Origin of the sequence: Rhodococcus sp. NPDC076796 (assembly GCF_040702765.1) — a bacterium.
Classification (GTDB): Bacteria; Actinomycetota; Actinomycetes; order Mycobacteriales; family Mycobacteriaceae; genus Rhodococcoides.
Window position 1 is genome coordinate 901591 of sequence record NZ_JBFBMS010000002.1, and the last position, 19151, is coordinate 920741.

A 19151-nucleotide genomic window follows, 5' to 3' on the forward strand; every position below is an offset into this window, starting at 1 on the left:
CGGCACCGCGCAGGCTGAACACATGACCGTGACAGCTCCTACCCGCGTGGTGCGCCACCAGCCCTTCGAGCACATCACCCCCAACTGGTTCGCTGCGGTGATGGGGACCGGCATCGTGGCCACCGCGGCCGCCACGTTGCCGGTGCAGTTTCCCGCACTGCATGTCTTCGCCGTTGCGGTGTGGGTGATCGCAGCTACCGCGCTGATCGTGATCGGTGCGGCCTTCGCGCGGCACTGGATCGGGCATCGCGACCGAGCCGTCGCCTATGCCCGGCACCCGGTGATGGTGCAGTTCTACGGGGCTCCGCCCATGGCGATGCTCACCGTCGGCGCGGGTGCAGGTCTCCTCGGAGCGGACCTGCTCGGATCCACTGCGGCCACAACGCTGTTCGCCGGCCTGTGGATCACCGGGACGATCACCGGTCTGCTCACCAGCGTCGTCGTTCCGTATCGAATGATCACCGCGTCCGATCATCGCGAGGTTGCCGCTCTGCCCGCGTGGCTGATGCCCGTGGTGCCGCCGATGGTCTCGGCCTCGACCGGGGCTTTGCTGCTTCCGCACCTACCCGAGGGCCAGTGGCGGCTGGCGTTGCTGTGCGCCTGCTACGCGATGTTCGGTCTGTCGCTGATCGTCGGGATGATCACGCTGACTCTGATCTACGGGCGTCTGCTGCACGGCGGTCTACCGCCCGTCGACGCGGCTCCGACCGTGTGGATCATGCTGGGACTCATCGGTCAGTCGATCACGGCGGCGAACTTGCTCGGCACCGATGCATCGATGGTGTTCACCGGTGCACAGTCGTCGATCGCCGTCGGACTCCACGTTGTCGGCATCGGCTACGGGTTGATCATGGGCGGCTTCGGAATGTTGATGTTCGCGCTCGCAACGGCTCTCACCGTGCACGCGGCGCGCAGGAACCTGGGGTTCTCGCTGACGTGGTGGTCGTTCACCTTTCCCGTCGGCACCTGTGTCACCGGAGCGACTGCGCTGGGGCAGGCACTGAACTTCGGTGCGGTGCAGGCTCTGGCCGTTGCCCTGTACGTCCTACTGCTCGCCGCCTGGTTCACCGTGGCCACCCGCACTCTTCGCGGCGTCCGGCGCGGAGAGTTGCTGTATCCGGGTCACAGGTGAGAAAGAACGTTCACCACGTTGCCGCCGGAGTCGCGAAAGAAGAATCGGCGCACGCCCCACTCTTCGTTGGTGATCTCGTAGACGATCTCGAGTTCGGCGTCCATCGCTGCCCGGTACGCCGCGTCCACGTCGTCCACCTCGATCGACGCGGATGGATTGACCGGTCCGGTGGGATCGGTGGTGATCAGGCTGAGCTGCGCCGCACTGTCACCCGACGGCGCGAGCGTGGCGATCCAACCGTGATTCATCACCACCTCCATGCCGGTGACCTGGACGTACTTGTCCAGCGCCGCATCGAGATCGGTGACCGTGAGCAATGGCATCGCGCGCACAACGTCCATGCCCGGACTGTATCGCCGAAAACGTCCCCGCGGGGACGTTCGTTCTCCGCACCGACCGACTGAGTCGTTCACCCCGACGACATGTGCAGTTCCCGCAACACCTGCCTGCCGGTCGATTCGGGTCGGAAGCATGAGCAACTTCCGTGCTCGATGCCTCCAGGAGATGTACCAAGTGAACACTGTTCGTCGCGTTGCCACCGGTGGAATCCTCGGTCTCGCCGCCCTCGCCCTTGCGTCCTGCTCAGAGCCCGCGGCTCCCGAGGCCGGTGGAAACGGCGACGGGGCCAGCGGCACTCTCACGGTGTACACCTCGGAGCCGCAGGCGAAGATCGACGCTCTCAATGCCGAGTTCACCGCGGAGAACCCCGGCATCGACGTACAGGTGTTCCGCGCGGGCACCGGCGATCTCAACGCGCGCATCGCGTCGGAGCGGCAGACCGGTTCCATCGGTGCGGACGTTCTGCTCGCTGCGGACGCCCCCACGTTCGAGAAGTACAAGGCCGACGACCTCCTCCTGCAGTACACCCCTGCCGACGTCGACGCGCTCGATCCCAACGTCGTCGATCCCGACGGCTACTACGTCGGTACCCGCATCATCCCGACGGTCATCGCGTACAACACCGGCACGGTGTCGGCGCCCCCGACGTCGTGGAAGGAACTGGCCGATCCCCAGTACAAGGGCCGGATCACGCTGCCCAATCCCGATGTGTCCGGCGCGGCCGCCTTCAACACCGCCGTCTGGCTGGGCCAGGACGACCTCGGCCTGCCGTGGCTCACCGACCTCGTCGCCAACGAACCCGTGGTCGCCGAGAGCAACGGCCCCGTCGCGCAGGCCGTCGCCGCCGGTACTCAGCCCGTCGGCATCGTCGTCGACTACCTGGTGCGCGAGCTGGCCGACAAGGGCTCGCCCATCGCCGCGTCGTACCCCACCGACGGCGTTCCGTACATCTCCCAGCCCGCCGGGATCTTCGCGGATTCCGCCAATCCCGGAGCGGCCCAGAAGTACGTGGACTTTCTGGTCAGCAAGCGCGGTCAGGAAATCGCTGTGGAGCAGCAGTACCTGCCCGTCCGGTCCGATGTCGGCACGCCGGAGGGCACACCCCCGCTCGACGAGATCGAACTGCTGAACCCGGATCTCGCCACCATCACTGCCTCACAGCCCGATGCCGTCGCCACGTTCAACGATCTTCTTGGCTGACCGCGTCACCTGGGTACGCGCGGGCCTGTGGCCGGCCGTACTGGCCCTGATCGGTGCACCGCTGGCCGCCGTGGTCTCGATCGGATTGGGCGGCAACCACATACAGGAGCTGCTCGACGGCGGAATCGCGTCGGCTGCGGCCAACAGCATCGTGTCGGCAGGCCTGTCCGCGGCCGCGGCGGTGGCCATCTCGACCGTCATGGCCCTCGTTCTCGATCGCACCGACCTGCCGGGCCGGTCGGTGCTGCGCCTGATTCTGCTCAGCCCCTTGCTTATTCCGCCGTTCGTCGGCGCAATCGCCTGGACGGGTCTGCTGGGCCCGAGCGGAATCATCAACTCGTTCTGGAACGAGACGTTCGGCGGCGGTCCGCTGTGGAACATCTACGGCGGCGACGGGGTGATCTTCTTGCTCACGGTCCACTCGTACCCGCTTGCGTACCTGATCATTTCGGCGGCGCTCCGACGCGTACCGGGCGACCTGGAACAGGCGGCCCGCATTGCCGGAGCATCTCCGTTCCGGGCCATGCGCGACGTGACGCTGCCGCTGCTGCGTCCGGCCCTGCTGGCGTCACTGACGTTGACGGCCGTATCCAATCTCGCAGACTTCGGCATACCGGCTCTGATCGGATTGCCCGAGCGCTACGTCACGCTCTCGACCATGGTGTACCGATACATTCAGTCGGGCACCGTCGATCGCCCCCTCGAGGTGGTCTCGACCATCGGCATCGGACTCCTCGCACTCGCCGTGGTCGCAGTAGCGATCGATCGCATTCTCGGCCGCCGATCGATTCAACTGGACAGCGCGGTCACTGCCCCGCAGCTACTTCCGCTGGGTCGCAGTCGAATTCCCGCAGGAATCGTTGCCTGGCTCATCGGGCTGGCTCTGACGGTGTTGCCGATCCTGGCGTTGGCCACGCAGGCGTTGCTGCCGGCTCCCGGCGTACCACTCACCTGGAGCAACCTGACCCTGCAGAGCATCGAGAGCGCGGTCACCGCACCGGGAACGCTGGTCGGTATCCAGAACTCGGTGACCCTGGCTCTCGGGGCCGCTGTGGTGTGCGGATTCCTCGGCTTGGCCATCGGCGTGCTCACCACCCGCACTCGTTCCCGCGACAACGTCGGCCTGGATCTGGCAGCGATGCTGCCGCAGGCGATTCCCGGCCTCGTCATCGCGGTCGGCTGGTTGATCATCGGCCGGTACACCGGCCTGTTCGACACGAAGTGGGTCATCCTGTGCGCCTACGTGATGGCGTTCCTTGCGATCGTCGTCCAAGCTGTCCGCGCACCCTTGAGTTCCACTCCGACAGCCCTCGAAGAGGTCGCCAGATCCTCCGGCGCGTCGCACCTTCGATCACTGTGGGACGTGCCGTGGAAGATGGCCATCCCGGCTGCGATCACCGGCGCGGTACTCGTCGCCCTCACTGCGGTGCGCGAGCTGACCATGTCGGTGCTCCTCGTCGCCCCGGGCACACAGACCCTCGGCGTATCCATCTTCAACCTGCAGCAAGCCGGCGACTACAACGCCGCATCCGCCCTGTCCCTACTCGTCGCGCTCGTGGGATTCGCAGGCCTCGGCCTCGTCGCATCCACTCGAGCCGGACGCACGTAGCTCCGACGCCGAGAAGAAGGAATCGATGTCCGCCATCACGATCGAGCAGCTCGGCCTCCGATACCCCGACGGCACAATCGGTTTGGAGGGCATCGACCTGGAGATCGCCGACGGCGAGTTCGTTGCGCTCGTCGGACCGTCGGGCTCCGGCAAGACCACACTGCTGCGTACCGTCGCCGGCTTCCTGACGCCGACCGCCGGTTCGATCGCCATCGGCCCCGATGTGGTTGCAAGCGAGCACCTCTCGACGCCTCCCGAGTCGCGCAAGCTCGGCATGGTGTTTCAGCAGCACGCGCTGTGGCCGCACCGCAGCGTCGGGCGGAACGTCTCGTACCCACTCGAACTGGCCAAGGTCACCAAGACCGAACGCGAGAAGAAGGTCGCCGACGTGCTCGAACTCGTCGGGCTGCCCGGGCTCGAGAAGCGGGATCCGTCGACGTTGTCCGGTGGCCAGCGACAACGCGTCGCACTCGCGCGCGCCCTCGTCTCGTCGCCGCGGGCGCTGCTGCTCGACGAGGCGCTGTCTGCGCTGGACGAGCCCCTGCGTGATCGTCTTCGTCTCGAACTGCGCGCGCTGACGCGGGCCGCGAACCTGACCGTCCTGCACGTGACCCACGACCGCACCGAGGCCCTTGCCCTCGCCGACCGGGTGGTCGTCCTCGATCAGGGCGCCATCGCGCAGACAGGTACGCCCGAGGACGTGGTGCGCGCTCCGGCATCGGCGTTCGTCGCCAAATTCCTCTCCGACGCCACCCTCGTGGACGGGACCGTCGCAGACGGCACCTTCACCTCCGGCTCCCTCACACTCGCCGCGGAGGGCTCCGGACCCGGGACGCTCGCAATCCTGCCGACCGACATCGAGATCGTGCCCGACGGCGACGTCAGCGGCACCGTGACCTCCTCACTGTTCGGACGTGATGCCAGCGATGTGCTGGTTCGCTCCGGCGATGTGGACTTCCGATGCTCGGTGCGCGGGCCGCGGCCGCAGGTGGGCGAGACCGTTGCGCTGAGCGTCCGGCGGTCGTTCTTCTACCCTCGCTAGCCACCCTCGGCCGCGGATCGGCTCCCCAGTTTCGGATTTCCGACTGCGATCGGAGGCAGGAATCCATATCCGGGGAGCCGATCCCCTAGACGGATCCACCCTGGCCCCAGCAGCACCGAACCTGTGACCCACCAGACAGGAATAATGTTTGCTTAGCGCATGTATGTATATATATGGTTGCAGACAGCAAGTAAATAGGAATCGACGTTGGAGCACTCATGGCAGTTCAATCCACGACAGCGGAGTCGTTGGTCGAAGAGGTCTTTCTCTTCGGGCGCACGCTGAAGCGGGCCGTGACCACCGGAGTCGAGGATTCACCCCTGCCGCAGGCCCTGACCGGAGTTCTGTCCATCCTGGCGACCGAGGGCGAATGCAGACAGACCGACCTGGCCAGCAGGCTCTGCGTCAGTCAGTCCGCCCTCAGCCGGCAGATCGCAGACCTCGTCGACCTCGGCTACATCGATCGGCATCCGGATCCCGACGACAGACGTGCGTCTCGGGTCTGTGTGTCGGACGTGGGCCAGGTTCGACTGAAACAAATTTGGGACAGACGCGCACGTCGCCTGGCCGAGATGTTGAGCGGCTGGAGCGAGTCCGAGGCACTCGATGCACTCGACTCGATCCGCAAACTGAACGACACCTTCACCGAAGACGCCCACGCCCAGCATCAGGACGTGGTCCGCATTGAATCGATTGCGAGATAAGACATGACAACTTCCGCGGAAACTCCGCCCAATCAGGCAGTCGTCGATCCCGACGCGATGTCGCATCGCCAGATCCTCGAAGCCCTCACCGGCCTGCTCGCTGCGCTGTTCACCGCGCTGCTGAGCACCACCATCGTCTCGACGGCACTGCCCACCATCATCGGTGACCTCAAAGGCTCGCAGACCGCGTACGCCTGGGTCATCACCACGGCCCTGCTGGCCAATGCCGCGTCCACTCCCATCTGGGGCAAGCTCGCCGACCTGTTCAACAAGAAGGTGCTGGTCCAGAGCGCGATCGTCATCTTCGTCGCGGGCTCGCTGATCGCCGGCTTCGCACACAACGTGCCGGTCCTGCTGGCCGCACGCGTGGTGCAGGGCATCGGCATGGGTGGCCTGACGGCTCTCGTCATCGCCATCATCGGCACCATCGTCTCGCCGCGTGATCGCGGCCGCTACTCCGGCTACACCGGTGCCGTCATGGCCGTGTCGATGTCCGGTGGCCCCATCCTCGGTGGTGTCATCGTCGACAGCCCCCTCGGTTGGCGCTGGTGCTTCTTCGTCTGCGTGCCGCTGGCGGTTGTCGCTCTCGGACTGCTGCAGAAGACCCTGCACATCAAGACCGTCCGCAAGGACAACGTCTCCATCGACTGGCTCGGCGCACTCCTGCTCACCGCAGGCGTTTCCGTTCTGCTGGTGTGGGTGTCGTTCGCAGGCAAGGCCGACTACTACGCCTGGATCTCCCGCGAGACTGCCTACCTGGTGGGCGGCGGAGTTCTGCTGCTGATCCTCACGATCATCGTCGAGGCACGGCACAAGTCGCCGATCATCCCGCTCAAGATCGTCACCGAGCGCACCACCGGCCTCGCCATCATCGCGTCGATCGCCGTCGGCGTCGGCCTCTTCGGAGCCACCACCTTCCTCGGCCAGTACTTCCAGACCGCTCGCGGCTACACCCCCACCGAAGCCGGATTGCTCTCCATCCCACTGGTGTTCGGCATGCTCGTCGCCTCCGTCGGCTCGGGTCAGCTCATCACCAAGTTCGGAAAGTGGAAGCCGTTCATCGTCACCGGTTCCGTCCTGCTGGTCGTCGGATTCCTGCTCCTGGGCACCATCGACCACGCCACCAGCCTGGTGACGGTCGGCATCTTCATCACCATCGTCGGCCTCGGTACCGGCATGCTGATGCAGAATCTCGTTCTCGCAGTACAGAACACGGTCAGTGTGCAGAACGTCGGAGCGGCATCGTCGACGGTTGCGTTCTTCCGTACCTTCGGCGGCGCGATCGGCGTCTCGGTTCTCGGTTCGCTGCTCGCCACCCGGGTGGCAGACAAGTCCGCAGCCGGCCTGGCCCAGCTCGGCGTCGACAGCTCGTCGGGCGGCGGTGGATCACTCGATCTCACGTCACTGCCCGCACCCGTCCTCGAAGTCGTCCGCACCGCATACGGTGATGCGACCGGTCGCATCTTCATGATCGCCGGCTTCGTCGCGATCGTCACGCTGATCGCAGTCGTCTTCATCCCGAATCGTCCACTGCGCCAGACGATCGACATCGCGTCGGCCCCTGCGCAGGGACCCAAGGACGAGCCGCAGGACCAGCTCGCCGAGATTCCGTCCTTCGGTGCCACCCAGGATTACGTCTCCGCCGAGTACGACACCGATCGTCGCGCCGATACTCAACGCAACGAGGGCCGGCACGAGGCTCAGCCGGGGCAGCGCCCCTTCGAGGGTCTGAGTACCGACGCACGTGATCGACTGCTCGCCCTGCTGCTCCCCGAGCCTAAGGACACGTTGGCCGCACTGGACGAGGCCGAGACCATCCGCGCCGAAGTGATTGCACTGCAGCAGGAACTCGACGCGAAGATGCTCGATTTCGATGCAGTGTGCGAGAGGCTTCGTCGTCTCGGACTCAGTGAGCAGCAGATTGCTCGGGTGTTGGGAGACAACCACATTCCCGATAGTCACAATCACTACGCACACGCCGGATTGAACGGACACAGCGTCAACTAGGTCCAGCCTCACGGCAGTTCCCCGCACCCCCACCGGGAGTGCGGGGAATTTTCGTTCTCTATGCTCGGAGAACGGACCGACCACCTTCTTTCGGTTCTGCACAGTCGGGAGAATCTTTCATGACACGTCGTCTCCAGACCTCCGCCGCGGCGGTCCTGGTAACAGCGCTTGTCTGCGCGTCGTGCGCAACCGAGGAGCGGCAGCCGACGGCCGGCACCCCCGTCGACGGTGCAACAGGATCTGCTCCCGGTCTGGGATGGTCTCTCACTCCGTCTGATGTGGGTATCGAAGGCGGTCAATTTCGCGATCCGGTCCAGGGTAGCGACACCGATTCGATGGAATCCGGTTCGATCTCCGACGGGTCGACGGTCGTCACGCTCGCCGGCAGTCTCGACGGCAGAGAGTTCGTCGATGCCACCCTGGTGGGATTGGACATCACCGACGGCTCGGTGCGATGGCGTACCCCCGCGGAGAATTTCGTGGGCTGCGGTGAGGAATTCGTCGACGGGCAGGTCGTCTGCTACCGCGGCACCGCCGGCACTACATCCGAAATCGTCACTGTCGACGCCGAATCCGGGGAATCGACCACTCGGGACGCAGCCTTTCCGATCACGAGTCTGACCACCGCAGACGGCCACGTGTACGCCTCCCATGCGGTGCGCGAAGGTGCCAGGCCAACGGTGTCTCGCGGCACTGCGGACGCCCTCGACGCGGACTGGTCGGTGCAGTTCGATTCCACGTCCTCGCCGGACGCACAGTTCGCGTCCACGCTGCACACCGAGCACGGAATCGGGCTGTTCGACGACGGCCGAGGAGTGTTCGCCTTCGACCTCGACACCGGCGACAACCTGTGGTCCAGAACGGTTCCCGACTGCGCACGGTCGGGTATCGCCTCGCGCGACGGCGCAGTGCGGGTGGTGCGGACCGACTGCTCGGATCCCAATACGATCGTGGGTTCGGAGATCGTCGACACCGACGGAACCGTGCTCGCTGCAACGGATTCCGTGACCCTGCAGCAACCGACGTTCGACGCACCCTCCGAGGAGAGCCCGCTACTGCTCGGGACGGGCGGCTATCGGCCGTCGAATCCCGATCCCGTATGGACCGACGAAAGTCTGGTCTGGGCTGTTCCGCCGGACATCACCGGCCCCGCCGCGGCGTTCCTGTCCACGAACGGACTGGCATACGCCGTCACGGGTTCGGTTGCGCTGCTGCGCAACAACGACACCGCCACCGAATCCGCACTCGACCTCGACACCGGGAACACGCTGTGGAGTCGCGAATCGGGAACCTTCGCGGAGGTCGGCGCGCTCGACGGTGACGTCGCCACCCTGTTCGGACCGGAAGTGCTGCGTGGAATCGACGTCAGAACCGGATCGACAGTGTGGGACATCCCCGTGGCGACGTTCGACGACGAGGGAATCGATCGACAGTCATGGCCGATGTTCGATCGAGTCGAGAACGACTCGATCTACAGCAGGGCCCTGAGCATCTCGGTCCTACGCGCGACCTAGACCGTCCCTCGTCGCTGAGCCCTGTGCTACCGACCCGGAATGTACTTGAGCGCCTTGACGAAGGGCGGCATGATCTTTGCCCACAGCTTCGGCGGAAGTCCGCGCGGCCCACCGAGATTGAGCAGACGCGTCGTCGCGATGGTCTGCGACTCCGTGTACTTGAGCAGGCCCTCGGTACCGTGCCTGCGTCCCACACCGGACACGCCCATTCCGCCCATCGGAGCGCCTGTGGTGCCCCACGTCGGTGCGTAGCCCTCGTCGACGTTGACGGTGCCCGAATGCAGCCGCGCCGCAATGGCTTCGCCCTGTGCCTTGGTCTTGGCCCACACGCTGGCGTTGAGTCCGTACTCGGTGTCGTTGGCCTTCTCGATGGCCTCGTCGACGTCGACGACGGGGTAGATCGACACCAGCGGCCCGAAGGTCTCGGTTGCCGCGCATTCCATGTCCTCGGTGACGTTCGTCAGCAGCGTCGGCTCGTAGAACAGCGGGCCGATGTCGGGGCGGGCCTTGCCGCCTGCGACGACGGTCGCGCCCTTGACCTTGGCGTCGTCGACGTGGGCCGAGACGGTCTTGATCTGGTCCTCGGAGATGAGGCTGCCCATCTCGATGCCGAATTCGTAGTCGGCTCCGAGGCTCATGTTGCGCACCCGCTGACCGAACTTCTCGGTGAACTCCGCGGCGATCGACTTCTCGACGTAGATGCGTTCGATGGAGATGCAGAGCTGGCCGGAGTTGGAGAAGCAGGCCCGCACGGCCGCGTCGGACACTTCCCTGAGGTTGGCACCCTTGGCGACGATCATCGCGTTCTTGCCACCGAGCTCGGCCGAGAATCCGATGAGTCGACGCCCGGCCTGCTCGGCCAGGAGCTGGCCGGTGGCGGTGGAGCCGGTGAACATGACGTACTCGGTGTTCTCGACGATGGCGGTTCCCACCACCGAACCCGGGCCGGGAACCACGGCGAACAGGTCACGGGGCAGACCGGCCTTGTAGAGCAGTTCGACGCAGGCGAGCGCACAGTACGGCGTCTGGCTGTCGGGCTTGAGCACGACGCCGTTGCCTGCCAGCAGTGCCGGGATGGCGTCGGACACCGCGAGGGTCATCGGGTAGTTCCACGGGGAGATGATTCCGACGACGCCCTTCGGCTGGTAGCGGACCCGAGTCTTGGTCAGCACGGGCAGCATGCCGGTGACCTTCTTCGGAGCCAGCAGCTTCGCGGCGGTGCGCGCGTAGTGCCGCGCGGTCATCGAGATGTCCAGAACCTCTTCGAGGGCAGCGGCGCGGGACTTGCCGGTCTCGGCCTGCGCCATGTCCATCAGCTCGTCGCGGTGGGCGAGCACCAGGTCGCGGTAGCGGTGGAAGATCTCGGCGCGCTCGGACACGGGGCGCTTGGCCCATGCCACCTGAGCTGAGCGAACACGCGCGATCGCGGCGGTCGCGTCGGCGGCGGTGCCGACCGGGATGGTCGCCAGCTCCTTGCCGGTGAACACCTCGGTGATGGTTTTCGTCGGCCGCGATTCGGCGTCGGGGATGGCGATGAGATCGGCGAGCCGGGTGAAGGTCGCAGCTGACGGTGCTGGCATGGACGGATCCCTACTGGTGAGTAGTGTTCGGAGTAACAGACAACCTACCCGCTTGCTGGCTCAGTTCACAGACCCGAAATTGCGCCACCGTATGGCACGATGGTCCATGGTCTACCGGACGTCGGGGCGTACGGAGCTACAGGGTGGGAAATACATGCGCAAGGCATTCGTTCTGGCCGGAGCCGCAGCATTGATGCTGTCGTTGGCAGGGCCGGCTCACGCCGATCCTCTTCAGGACTTCGTCGCTCCCCCTTCAGACCCCGCCGCCTACCTGCCGACCTCCCTGGGTGATCCGTGGTTCGATCCCCCGGCCGGGTACGAGAACCTGCAGCCGGGCACGGTGCTGAACCGTCGGGATGTCGCGGTGACGCCCGAGGCGACGTCCGTTCAGTTGCTCTTCCGTTCGACCGACTCCAAGAACCGACCCATCGCAGCGGCGACGACCGTCCTCACGCCCACCGCGCCGTGGACCGGAGCCGGGGATCGTCCCGTCGTCGCGTACAACGAGGCAACGGACTCGCTCGGTAATCAGTGCGCGCCGTCGTACACACTGCCGCGGGGCAACAACAAGGAAATCGATCAGGTCCGGATTCTGCTCGGCCGCGGCTACACGGTGGTCGTCACCGACTACCAGGGTCCTCGGCAGGCCTATTCGGCCGGTCTCGTATCCGGACACACCGTGCTCGACGGCGTGCGCGCATCGCAGAGTGCAGGGGTGGCTGCGGACGCACCGATCGGCATCACCGGTTACTCCGGCGGTGCCATCGCCTCGGGTTGGGCCGCGCAGTTGGCTCCCGAGTACGCGCCTGAATTGAACATTGCCGGCGTCGCGTTCGGTGGCCCGCCCACCGACTACAAGATTCTGCAGACCTCGCTGAACGGCCAGATCGGATCGGGCCTGTTCACTGCGGCGACGATCGGGTTGTCCAGGGAGTACCCGGAGATGCGGGAGCTCGCCAACGACAACGGAAAGCGACTGGCTTTGGCGCAGAAGGATCAATGCGTCGATGTGTTGTCGTATTCGGGACTGTTGCTGCTGGACCAACGAAACCTCTCCAGCGTGCCCGATGTCTTCGACCACCCGGTCACCAAGGCCGTCGTCGAGGAAAACCGCATGGGCCAGACGAAGCCCGACGCACCGATCTACATCTACCAGGGCCTGCAGGACTTCCTCATTCCCAAGGAGGGTGCCGAGGCGGTGCAGGACCAGTGGTGCGCTGCCGGGGCGTCGGTCCGGCTCGAAGAGATTCCCGGGGATCACTCACTGGCGCAGACCAACGGCCGTCCCGGTGCGTACGACTGGCTCGGGCAGCGACTCGCCGGAGAATCCACCTCCGGTTGCGAACGCGTCATCCGGTAAGCGCTTGACCCTCACGTCACGGGAGGCGGCACAGTGTCTTTCGTGAGTGATTCTTCCGCGAACGATTCGGCCGGCATGCAGGTCGGCGCAGTCTCGAAGTTGGTGGGTGTCAGCGTCAGAACGCTGCATCACTACGACGAGATCGCGTTGGTGGTGCCGTCGGGCAGAACGCCGAAGGGCTATCGGACGTACTCGTCCGCCGATGTCGAACGGCTGCATCAGGTTCTGACCTACCGCGAACTCGGGTTCCCGCTCGACGCCATTGCGGCGTTGCTCGACGACCCGGCGGTCGATGCCATGGCGCATCTGCGTCGGCAGCGAGAGTTGTTGAACGAGCGGATCGATCACTTGCACGCAATGGCTGCGGCCGTGGACAAGATGATGGAGGCGAAGAAGATGGGTATGCAACTGACTCCCGAGGAGCAGCGCGAGATTTTCGGCGACAACTGGCCCGGCGAGGAGTACGCCGAGGAAGCCGAGCAACGCTGGGGCGAGACCGACGAGTGGAAGCAGTCGCAGCAGCGGACGGCGTCGTTCACCAAGGACGATTGGAAGGCCGTCAAAGTGGAGACGGACCTACTGGAAGCGGATCTCGCTGCCGCGATGCAGCGGGGTGTGTCACCGGATTCCACCGAGGCCGGGGAACTGGCCGAGCGGCACCGGGCATCGATCGAGCGGTACTACGACTGCGGCTACGAGATGCAGGTGAACCTCGCGGAGATGTACATCGCCGACGAGCGATTCGCCAAGCACTACAACGATATTGCCGACGGCTTGGCGCAGTACCTTCGCGATGTCATTGTCGCGAACGCCGCTCGTCAGGGTTGACCCGCGTCATCGCGGACCGCTCGTGTGCGGTCGATCCACCCCAGACTCCGTGCTTTTCGTCCGAGTCGAGTGCGTGTTGCAGGCAGCGCGCGATCACGGGGCATCGATCGCACACGAGCTTCGCCTGTCGCTCGAGGTTTCTCAGCGAGTATCCCCGCAGCCCCAGGGGCGGGTAGAACATCGAGACCGGCATCGAGCGGCAGGCGGCATTCATCTGCCAATCCCAGTGCTCGGAGATCGGTTGCAGTGCTTGTGCTTTCATCGGCAGTATCCACCTCTTTCGGATCAGAGATCGAGCAGTCGGCGGGCGTTGCCGGATGTTCTCGCGCGCCAGTTCTCGAGTCCGCCGTTCGCGGCACCGGCGTCGAGTGATCGCAGTTGCTCCTGCACCGCGGCGATCGGCGTGAAGCAGTAGTCGCTGCCGTACACCAGACGATCGGGGCCTACGGTGGACAGCAACGCGGGCAGCTGCCGCGGGAGGGGAGTTCCGGCGAGGTCGAACCACAAGCGCTGCAGCACATCCGGCGTTGCCGGGGTCCCGAGGCCAACCTGCGTTCGGAAGAAATCGACCCGGTCCGCCAGCAGTGGTAGTACTCCACCGCCGTGAGTGAACACCCAGCGGATGTTCGGGAATCGGTCGACCACGCCCAGGAGAATCAGATCGACGACGGTTCGTGCTGTGTCGAAGAGGAATTCGATCATCGGTGCCGGACGCCCCAGCGATACTGCGCTCGAATTCGGCGGTGACGTGGGATGTACGAACACGACCGCCGATCGCGCGTCCAGCGCGGCCAGCAGTGGTGTCAGTACGGCGTTGCCCAGGTACATACCGCCGGCGTTCGACATCACCGTCACGCCGTCGGCCCCCAGCTGATCGAGCGCACGGATGGCCTCGACCGTCGAGTCGACGACGTTCGGCAGCGGTAGCGACGCGAAGAATCCCAGTCGAGGCTGGTTCGCCACCACCCCGGCCCCGAAATCGTTGACGCGTCGCGCGAGATCGGCAGCCTTGCCGTCGTGTCCGAAATGCACCCCGGGCGACGAGACGGACAGGATCGCACCCTCGATGCCACAGCCGTCCATCATCGCGAGGTGTTCACCGACCGACCAGGACGGCCACTTCGGCATGCCGTCGGGAAAGACGATGCCCGACGCGAGGGCTTCCCGCAGGTAGAAGTCCGGAACCATGTGCGAGTGCACGTCGATGACCCCGCCGGTGCCCGGAGCGGGCGATGCCGATGCCGTCGCAGACGGCAACGCCGAGAGGGCAACCCCGGAGATCGTCGCGGCACCCAGAGCGCCGAGCAGGGTTCTGCGATCGATCACTGTTGAAGTCCTTCTCTCATCGCCTTAACTGACGCTATCGTCACATATGAAACAATCCGCAGTCAACGGTGAGATCTACCAAGAAGTATCGGACTAGCATTGCGCGATGACCACCGAACGCACGACGCCGAGCCCGCTGCAGTTTCTGGGCTATTCGTTCGGTCGCACGCTGCCCGAGTCCATGCAGGACTGGGTTCGCGAAGATCTGGTGGGCAACGGCGCGCAGGTCCGCTACCTCGCACGGTTCACGGTGCCCGTCATCCCGCTGCTGTTGTTGTTCCTGCTGATCCCGGGGCCGCTGTGGATGTCACTGGCGATGATGGCCTTGCTGTTCATTCCATTGGTCTACTTCGCAATTGCACTGATGAACGTCTATCGCCGGCATCGTCTGCTGATCCACGGCCTCGATCCGCAGTTGATCAACGCCAAGGCGCAGAGTCGAGCCGACCGCACGCGCGATGACTACGAACGCCGTCACGGCCGCGGTTGATGCTCGGACGATAGTCTGTGCCGCATGACTTCACCGGTGGAATTCAAGGCAACAGCTGATCTGGCCGACGAGATCGGTCCCGACATCCGCAGCTGCGACACCCAGTTCATCCAGTACGGCAAGCACACCGAATTCGCGGGCCCCATCACCACCATCCGCTGCTTCCAGGACAACCTGCTGGTGAAGCAGACTCTGAGCGAACCAGGCAACGGTGGCGTTCTGGTGGTCGACGGCGACGCCAGTGTTCACACCGCACTCGTCGGCGACATCATCGCGGGCCGCGGCGTCACCAACGGTTGGGCCGGCGTCATCGTCAACGGCGCGGTGCGCGACTCGGCGATCCTGCGCACCCTCGACATCGGCGTCAAGGCACTGGGCACCAACCCACGCAAGAGCACGCAGACCGGATCGGGTGAGAAGAACGTGCCGGTCAGCTTCGGTGGCGTGACGTTCAACCCGGGCGAGATCGTCTACAGCGACCATGACGGAGTCGTCGCGGTCCAGCTGTAGGGGCCAGGGCGGCAGGCCTGATGCCTGCCGCCCCGATTCACTACTTCACGAACGCGAGCAGCGCGTCGTTCACTTCCTGGAAGTGCGTCCACAGCAGTCCGTGGGGAGCGCCCTCGACCTCGACGTACGTGGCCTCCGGGAACACCTTGTGGAACTGACGGCCGGTGGAATCGATCGGCAGGATGTTGTCGGCCGTGCCGTGCAGGATCAGCGTGGGCTTGCCCGATTCGCGCACCTTCTCCACATCGCCGCGGAAATCTTCGAGCCAGGTGGGCACGACGGCGTAGGCGGCCACGGGAGCGCTACCGGTCGCGGTGTTCCAGCTCGCACGTACTGCGGCCTCGCTGATGCGGGTTCCGAGGTTCTCGTCGAGGTTGTAGAAGTCCTTGTAGAAGTTCTCGAACCAGGCGAAGCGATCCTCCCGCGCGGCACTGTCGATGCCATCGAACACCGACTGCGGGACGCCGGTTGGATTGTCGTCGGTCTGCAGCAGGAACGGCTCGAGCGAGGCCAGAAACGCGAACTTCGCGACGCGATCCGTGCCGTACTTCGCCGCATACCGCGCGAGTTCACCTGTGCCCATGGAGAATCCGACCAGGATGACATCGCGCAGGTCCAGCTCGGTCAGCACCTTGTCCAGGTCCGAGGCGAAGGTGTCGTAGTCGTATCCGACGGTCGGCTTGCTGGACTGGCCGAATCCGCGACGATCGTAGGTGATGACGCGATAGCCGGCGTCGAGTAGCGCCCGTGACTGACGTTCCCAGGAGTTGCCGTCGAGTGGGTAGCCGTGGATGAGCACGACCGGCTGCCCGGTGCCGTGATCCTCGTAGTAGACCTCGACGGGGGTGGAGTTCTCGGTGTCGACCTTGATGTACGCCATGGTGTCGCCTTCCTTCGTGAGTGAAGTCCGACGCGGGAGAACGGTCGTTCTCACCGCGTGTGGACTACTGTAGAGAACGTTGGTTCTCTCGGCAAGGGGTAGGCGATGACCAGTACGGAAATCGGACGGGCACAGGTAGTGAACGCCGCGGACGAATTGTTCTATGCGCGCGGGATTCAAGCCGTCGGCATGGACGAACTACGCACAGCAGCAGGCATCTCCCTCAAACGCATGTACTCACTGTTCCCGTCGAAGACCGCCATCGTCGCCGAGGTTCTTCGCGGTCGCACCCAGCAATGGAACGACGGCATCCACGCCGAAGCGGCTGCGTACGAGTCACCGCGCGAGAAGCTGTTGTCCATCTTCGACTTCCTGGATCACTGGTTCCGCGAGGACAACTTTCGCGGCTGTGCCTTCATCAACTCGTTCGGCGAACTGGGGGCCACGATGCCCGAGGTCGCCGAAGCCGCGCAGCAGCACAAGAGGAACTTCATCGACTACGTCACCGAATTGGCCGTCGAGGCCGGATGTGAGCCGACCGTCGGCCTGCAGATCGCCCTCCTCGCCGAAGGTGCGCAAACCACCGCGGCCATCACGGAGTCACCCGAATCTGCGGCTGCGGCACAAGCTGCGGTGAAAGTTCTGCTGGGCATGCCACACTCGACGTCATGAAGGCATTCGGCCCGGCAGTTCCGATTCTCCGCATCTTCGACGACGCCGAGGCGCGTGCGTTCTACGTGGACTACCTGGGATTCACTGTCGAGTGGGAGCATCGCTTCGAGCCGGATCTGCCGCTGTACGTGCGTATTTCGCGCGGGAAGTGTGTCCTGGATCTTTCCCAGCACTACGGCGACGGCACACCGGGCACATCGGTGTGGATACCGATCCCGGACGTCACTTCCTTCAATGCCGAACTGCTGCAGAAGAACAACCCTCGCAGCCGACCGGGAATCGACCACGACGCACCGGGCGGACCGACCATGACGATCACCGATCCGTTCTCCAACAACCTCCGCTTCTGCCAGGTCGATCGCTGACCAGCGCACCTCACCGTTCACAACCGTGCGCGACACGCGGCTTTCCGCGTCCCAGACTCACTTCTGAACAATCCGGTGCGCCCATCCCCTCCGGACGGAACTTCCCGGAGCAGGCAACTCGTAACATGCGACGACGCAACAGGCTCCGGAGTCGGGCGCTGATATCTCTTGCCAGCCGTCGCACCAGCGTTGTACCGTCGATGCCATGATGCACCCGCAGCCATTGACGACGACGCCGGTTTTCTTCCGGCGTCCGATGTAGGCCTGCACCGACCTGAATCGACCAACCCCGGGAGTTGTTGCCCCGGGGTTCTTGCATATCTGGGCACTTCTTCTGGGCCACAACAGAAGTGGAGTACCCGTGAATTCCGATCACAACCGACTCGGTCGCGAGTTGGATCTGTTTGCAACCAGCCCGGCCATCGGTGCCGGATTACCGATGTTGCTGCCCGACGGCGCAATCATTCGTGCGGAGTTGGAGAAGCTGGCCGCCGAGGAATCGGCTCGATCGGGATGTCTCGGCGTCTACACTCCAGTCCTGGCCAAGCGCTCTCTGTTCGAGAGGTCCGGGCACTGGGACAAGTTCTCGGCCGATATGTTTCCTCCGATGCGCATCGGGGGCGAGGAATACGTTCTGCGGCCTGCTAATTGCCCGCATCACACCCAGATCTTCGCTGCACGTGGGCGCAGCTTTCGTGAGCTTCCATTCCGAGTGTCGGAGCTGGGGTCGATGTTCCGAAGCGAACTGTCGGGTGTGCTGGGTGGATTGACCCGTGTACGGCAGATCTCACTCGACGACGCACATGTGTTCTGCACCCCCGGTCAAGTCCGGGAAGAAGTTGGACGGGCCCTCGACTCGATCGAACGGTGTTATGGAGTATTGGGACTCGTTGCGTCGTTCAGGCTGTCGGTTCGGGGCGGGAGCGGACACTATCTGGGTGACTCGGTGCAATGGGATACCGCCGAGCATCAGCTACGTGACGCGCTGGGTAGTCGTGAGTTCACCGTCGGCGAAGGTGATGCTGCCTTCTACGGTCCGAAGATCGATGTGCAGGTCATCGGTTCTCCAGACACTGTGTCGACTGTTCAGATCGACTTCAACCAACCGTAACGGTTCGGGCTCGAGTACACCGGGTCCGACGGAGAGAGGCACCGCCCCGTGATGATCCATCGCGGCGTGCTCGGCTCCATGGAGCGATTGACTGCAATGCTCATCGAGCAACACCAAGGTCGAATGCCACCGTGGCTCGCCCCTCGGCAGGTCGCCGTAGTTCCGGTAGGTGCTTCCCACTCGCAGTCAGCACTGGCGCTGGCCGGTCGACTGCTCCGCGCATCGGTTCGGGCCGAAGTGCTCGAGGAAGGTTCGCTCAGTGCCCGGATTCGGAGTGCTCGAATCCATCGCGACTCGTACATCGCGGTCATCGGTGATCGAGAGCACAACAGCAATTCTGTTGCGGTCTCTTACCCCGCGCTGAATTCGAGAGCCGCGCTCGACGTGGACATGTTCGTCGCCGCGGTGCAGCACGACATTGCCGTTCGCGCTCCGCTTCCCACCGTCCCCTCATCGAAAATCACTGACATTTGACACTGAAA

20 protein-coding genes are annotated in these 19151 nt (G+C 64.6%); 15 read left to right on the forward strand and 5 right to left on the reverse strand.

What is annotated here, in order from left to right:
* The first annotated feature begins 22 nt into the window (after window positions 1-22).
* The gene (locus tag AB0366_RS09550; RefSeq protein ID WP_366243630.1) at window positions 23-1132 is read left to right on the forward strand and encodes a TDT family transporter; all 1110 of its coding nucleotides are present in this window, start codon (window positions 23-25) and stop codon (window positions 1130-1132) included.
* Here the strand turns inward: AB0366_RS09550 and AB0366_RS09555 are convergent.
* Window positions 1123-1473, reverse strand: a complete 351-nt coding sequence (locus AB0366_RS09555; RefSeq protein WP_366243631.1) for a VOC family protein — start codon at window positions 1471-1473, stop codon at window positions 1123-1125. The genes AB0366_RS09550 and AB0366_RS09555 overlap by 10 nt on opposite strands.
* 163 nt (window positions 1474-1636) lie before the next feature.
* Between AB0366_RS09555 and AB0366_RS09560 the strand changes: the two genes are divergently transcribed.
* The 6 genes from AB0366_RS09560 to AB0366_RS09585 all read left to right on the forward strand — a co-directional run bounded on the left by AB0366_RS09560 (window position 1637) and on the right by AB0366_RS09585 (window position 9547).
* Complete coding sequence (locus tag AB0366_RS09560; RefSeq protein WP_366243864.1) at window positions 1637-2671, forward strand: ABC transporter substrate-binding protein; 1035 nt, start codon at window positions 1637-1639, stop codon at window positions 2669-2671.
* Window positions 2664-4280 carry an iron ABC transporter permease gene (locus AB0366_RS09565; protein WP_366243632.1) on the forward strand — a complete coding sequence of 539 codons (1617 nt, stop codon included), beginning with the start codon at window positions 2664-2666 and terminating at the stop codon, window positions 4278-4280. Before AB0366_RS09560 ends, AB0366_RS09565 begins: the two co-directional genes overlap by 8 nt.
* Before the next feature lie 25 nt (window positions 4281-4305).
* Window positions 4306-5322: an ABC transporter ATP-binding protein gene (locus AB0366_RS09570; RefSeq protein ID WP_366243633.1), complete on the forward strand. Its 1017-nt coding sequence runs from the start codon at window positions 4306-4308 to the stop codon at window positions 5320-5322.
* A gap of 218 nt (window positions 5323-5540) precedes the next feature.
* Entirely contained in the window at window positions 5541-6026 is a 486-nt protein-coding gene (locus AB0366_RS09575) for a MarR family transcriptional regulator (RefSeq protein ID WP_366243635.1), read from the forward strand.
* A gap of 3 nt (window positions 6027-6029) precedes the next feature.
* Complete coding sequence (locus AB0366_RS09580) at window positions 6030-8033, forward strand: MFS transporter (protein WP_366243636.1); 2004 nt, start codon at window positions 6030-6032, stop codon at window positions 8031-8033.
* A 119-nt stretch (window positions 8034-8152) separates the two neighbouring features.
* Complete coding sequence (locus AB0366_RS09585) at window positions 8153-9547, forward strand: PQQ-binding-like beta-propeller repeat protein (RefSeq protein WP_366243637.1); 1395 nt, start codon at window positions 8153-8155, stop codon at window positions 9545-9547.
* A gap of 26 nt (window positions 9548-9573) precedes the next feature.
* Here the strand turns inward: AB0366_RS09585 and AB0366_RS09590 are convergent, their stop codons facing one another.
* Complete coding sequence (locus AB0366_RS09590) at window positions 9574-11127, reverse strand: succinic semialdehyde dehydrogenase (protein WP_366243638.1); 1554 nt, start codon at window positions 11125-11127, stop codon at window positions 9574-9576.
* Window positions 11128-11281: 154 nt separating this feature from the next.
* On the opposite strand from AB0366_RS09590, the gene AB0366_RS09595 reads away from it, so the two are divergent.
* Both AB0366_RS09595 and AB0366_RS09600 read left to right on the forward strand, forming a co-directional pair.
* Window positions 11282-12487, forward strand: coding sequence for a lipase family protein (locus tag AB0366_RS09595; protein WP_366243639.1), 1206 nt, complete (start codon window positions 11282-11284; stop codon window positions 12485-12487).
* Window positions 12488-12562: 75 nt separating this feature from the next.
* Entirely contained in the window at window positions 12563-13315 is a 753-nt protein-coding gene (locus AB0366_RS09600; RefSeq protein WP_366243866.1) for a MerR family transcriptional regulator, read from the forward strand.
* Here the strand turns inward: AB0366_RS09600 and AB0366_RS09605 are convergent.
* Window positions 13284-13577, reverse strand: coding sequence for a WhiB family transcriptional regulator (locus AB0366_RS09605; RefSeq protein ID WP_121871755.1), 294 nt, complete (start codon window positions 13575-13577; stop codon window positions 13284-13286). The two genes, AB0366_RS09600 and AB0366_RS09605, sit on opposite strands and share 32 nt — an antisense overlap.
* Before the next feature lie 23 nt (window positions 13578-13600).
* A complete protein-coding gene (locus tag AB0366_RS09610; RefSeq protein WP_366243641.1) occupies window positions 13601-14641 on the reverse strand; it encodes an amidohydrolase family protein in 1041 nt (346 codons plus the stop codon).
* 106 nt (window positions 14642-14747) lie between these two features.
* Between AB0366_RS09610 and AB0366_RS09615 the strand changes: the two genes are divergently transcribed.
* Window positions 14748-15131 carry a DUF5313 family protein gene (locus tag AB0366_RS09615; RefSeq protein ID WP_366243642.1) on the forward strand — a complete coding sequence of 128 codons (384 nt, stop codon included), beginning with the start codon at window positions 14748-14750 and terminating at the stop codon, window positions 15129-15131.
* 24 nt (window positions 15132-15155) lie between these two features.
* Window positions 15156-15641 (forward strand): ribonuclease E activity regulator RraA, encoded by a 486-nt coding sequence (gene rraA / locus AB0366_RS09620; protein ID WP_366243643.1) that lies wholly within the window; start codon window positions 15156-15158, stop codon window positions 15639-15641.
* A 40-nt stretch (window positions 15642-15681) separates the two neighbouring features.
* On the opposite strand, the gene AB0366_RS09625 is transcribed toward rraA, so the two are convergent.
* Window positions 15682-16521 carry an alpha/beta hydrolase gene (locus tag AB0366_RS09625; protein ID WP_366243644.1) on the reverse strand — a complete coding sequence of 280 codons (840 nt, stop codon included), beginning with the start codon at window positions 16519-16521 and terminating at the stop codon, window positions 15682-15684.
* Window positions 16522-16626: 105 nt separating this feature from the next.
* On the opposite strand from AB0366_RS09625, the gene AB0366_RS09630 reads away from it, so the two are divergent.
* The 4 genes from AB0366_RS09630 to AB0366_RS09645 all read left to right on the forward strand — a co-directional run bounded on the left by AB0366_RS09630 (window position 16627) and on the right by AB0366_RS09645 (window position 19143).
* Window positions 16627-17193, forward strand: a complete 567-nt coding sequence (locus tag AB0366_RS09630) for a TetR/AcrR family transcriptional regulator (protein WP_366243645.1) — start codon at window positions 16627-16629, stop codon at window positions 17191-17193.
* A complete protein-coding gene (locus AB0366_RS09635) occupies window positions 17190-17558 on the forward strand; it encodes a glyoxalase superfamily protein (RefSeq protein WP_366243646.1) in 369 nt (122 codons plus the stop codon). The genes AB0366_RS09630 and AB0366_RS09635 overlap by 4 nt, the downstream gene beginning before the upstream one ends.
* A 361-nt stretch (window positions 17559-17919) precedes the next feature.
* Window positions 17920-18669 (forward strand): aminoacyl--tRNA ligase-related protein, encoded by a 750-nt coding sequence (locus AB0366_RS09640; RefSeq protein ID WP_366243647.1) that lies wholly within the window; start codon window positions 17920-17922, stop codon window positions 18667-18669.
* 51 nt (window positions 18670-18720) lie between these two features.
* Window positions 18721-19143, forward strand: coding sequence for a His/Gly/Thr/Pro-type tRNA ligase C-terminal domain-containing protein (locus AB0366_RS09645; RefSeq protein ID WP_366243868.1), 423 nt, complete (start codon window positions 18721-18723; stop codon window positions 19141-19143).
* Window positions 19144-19151 lie beyond the last annotated feature (8 nt).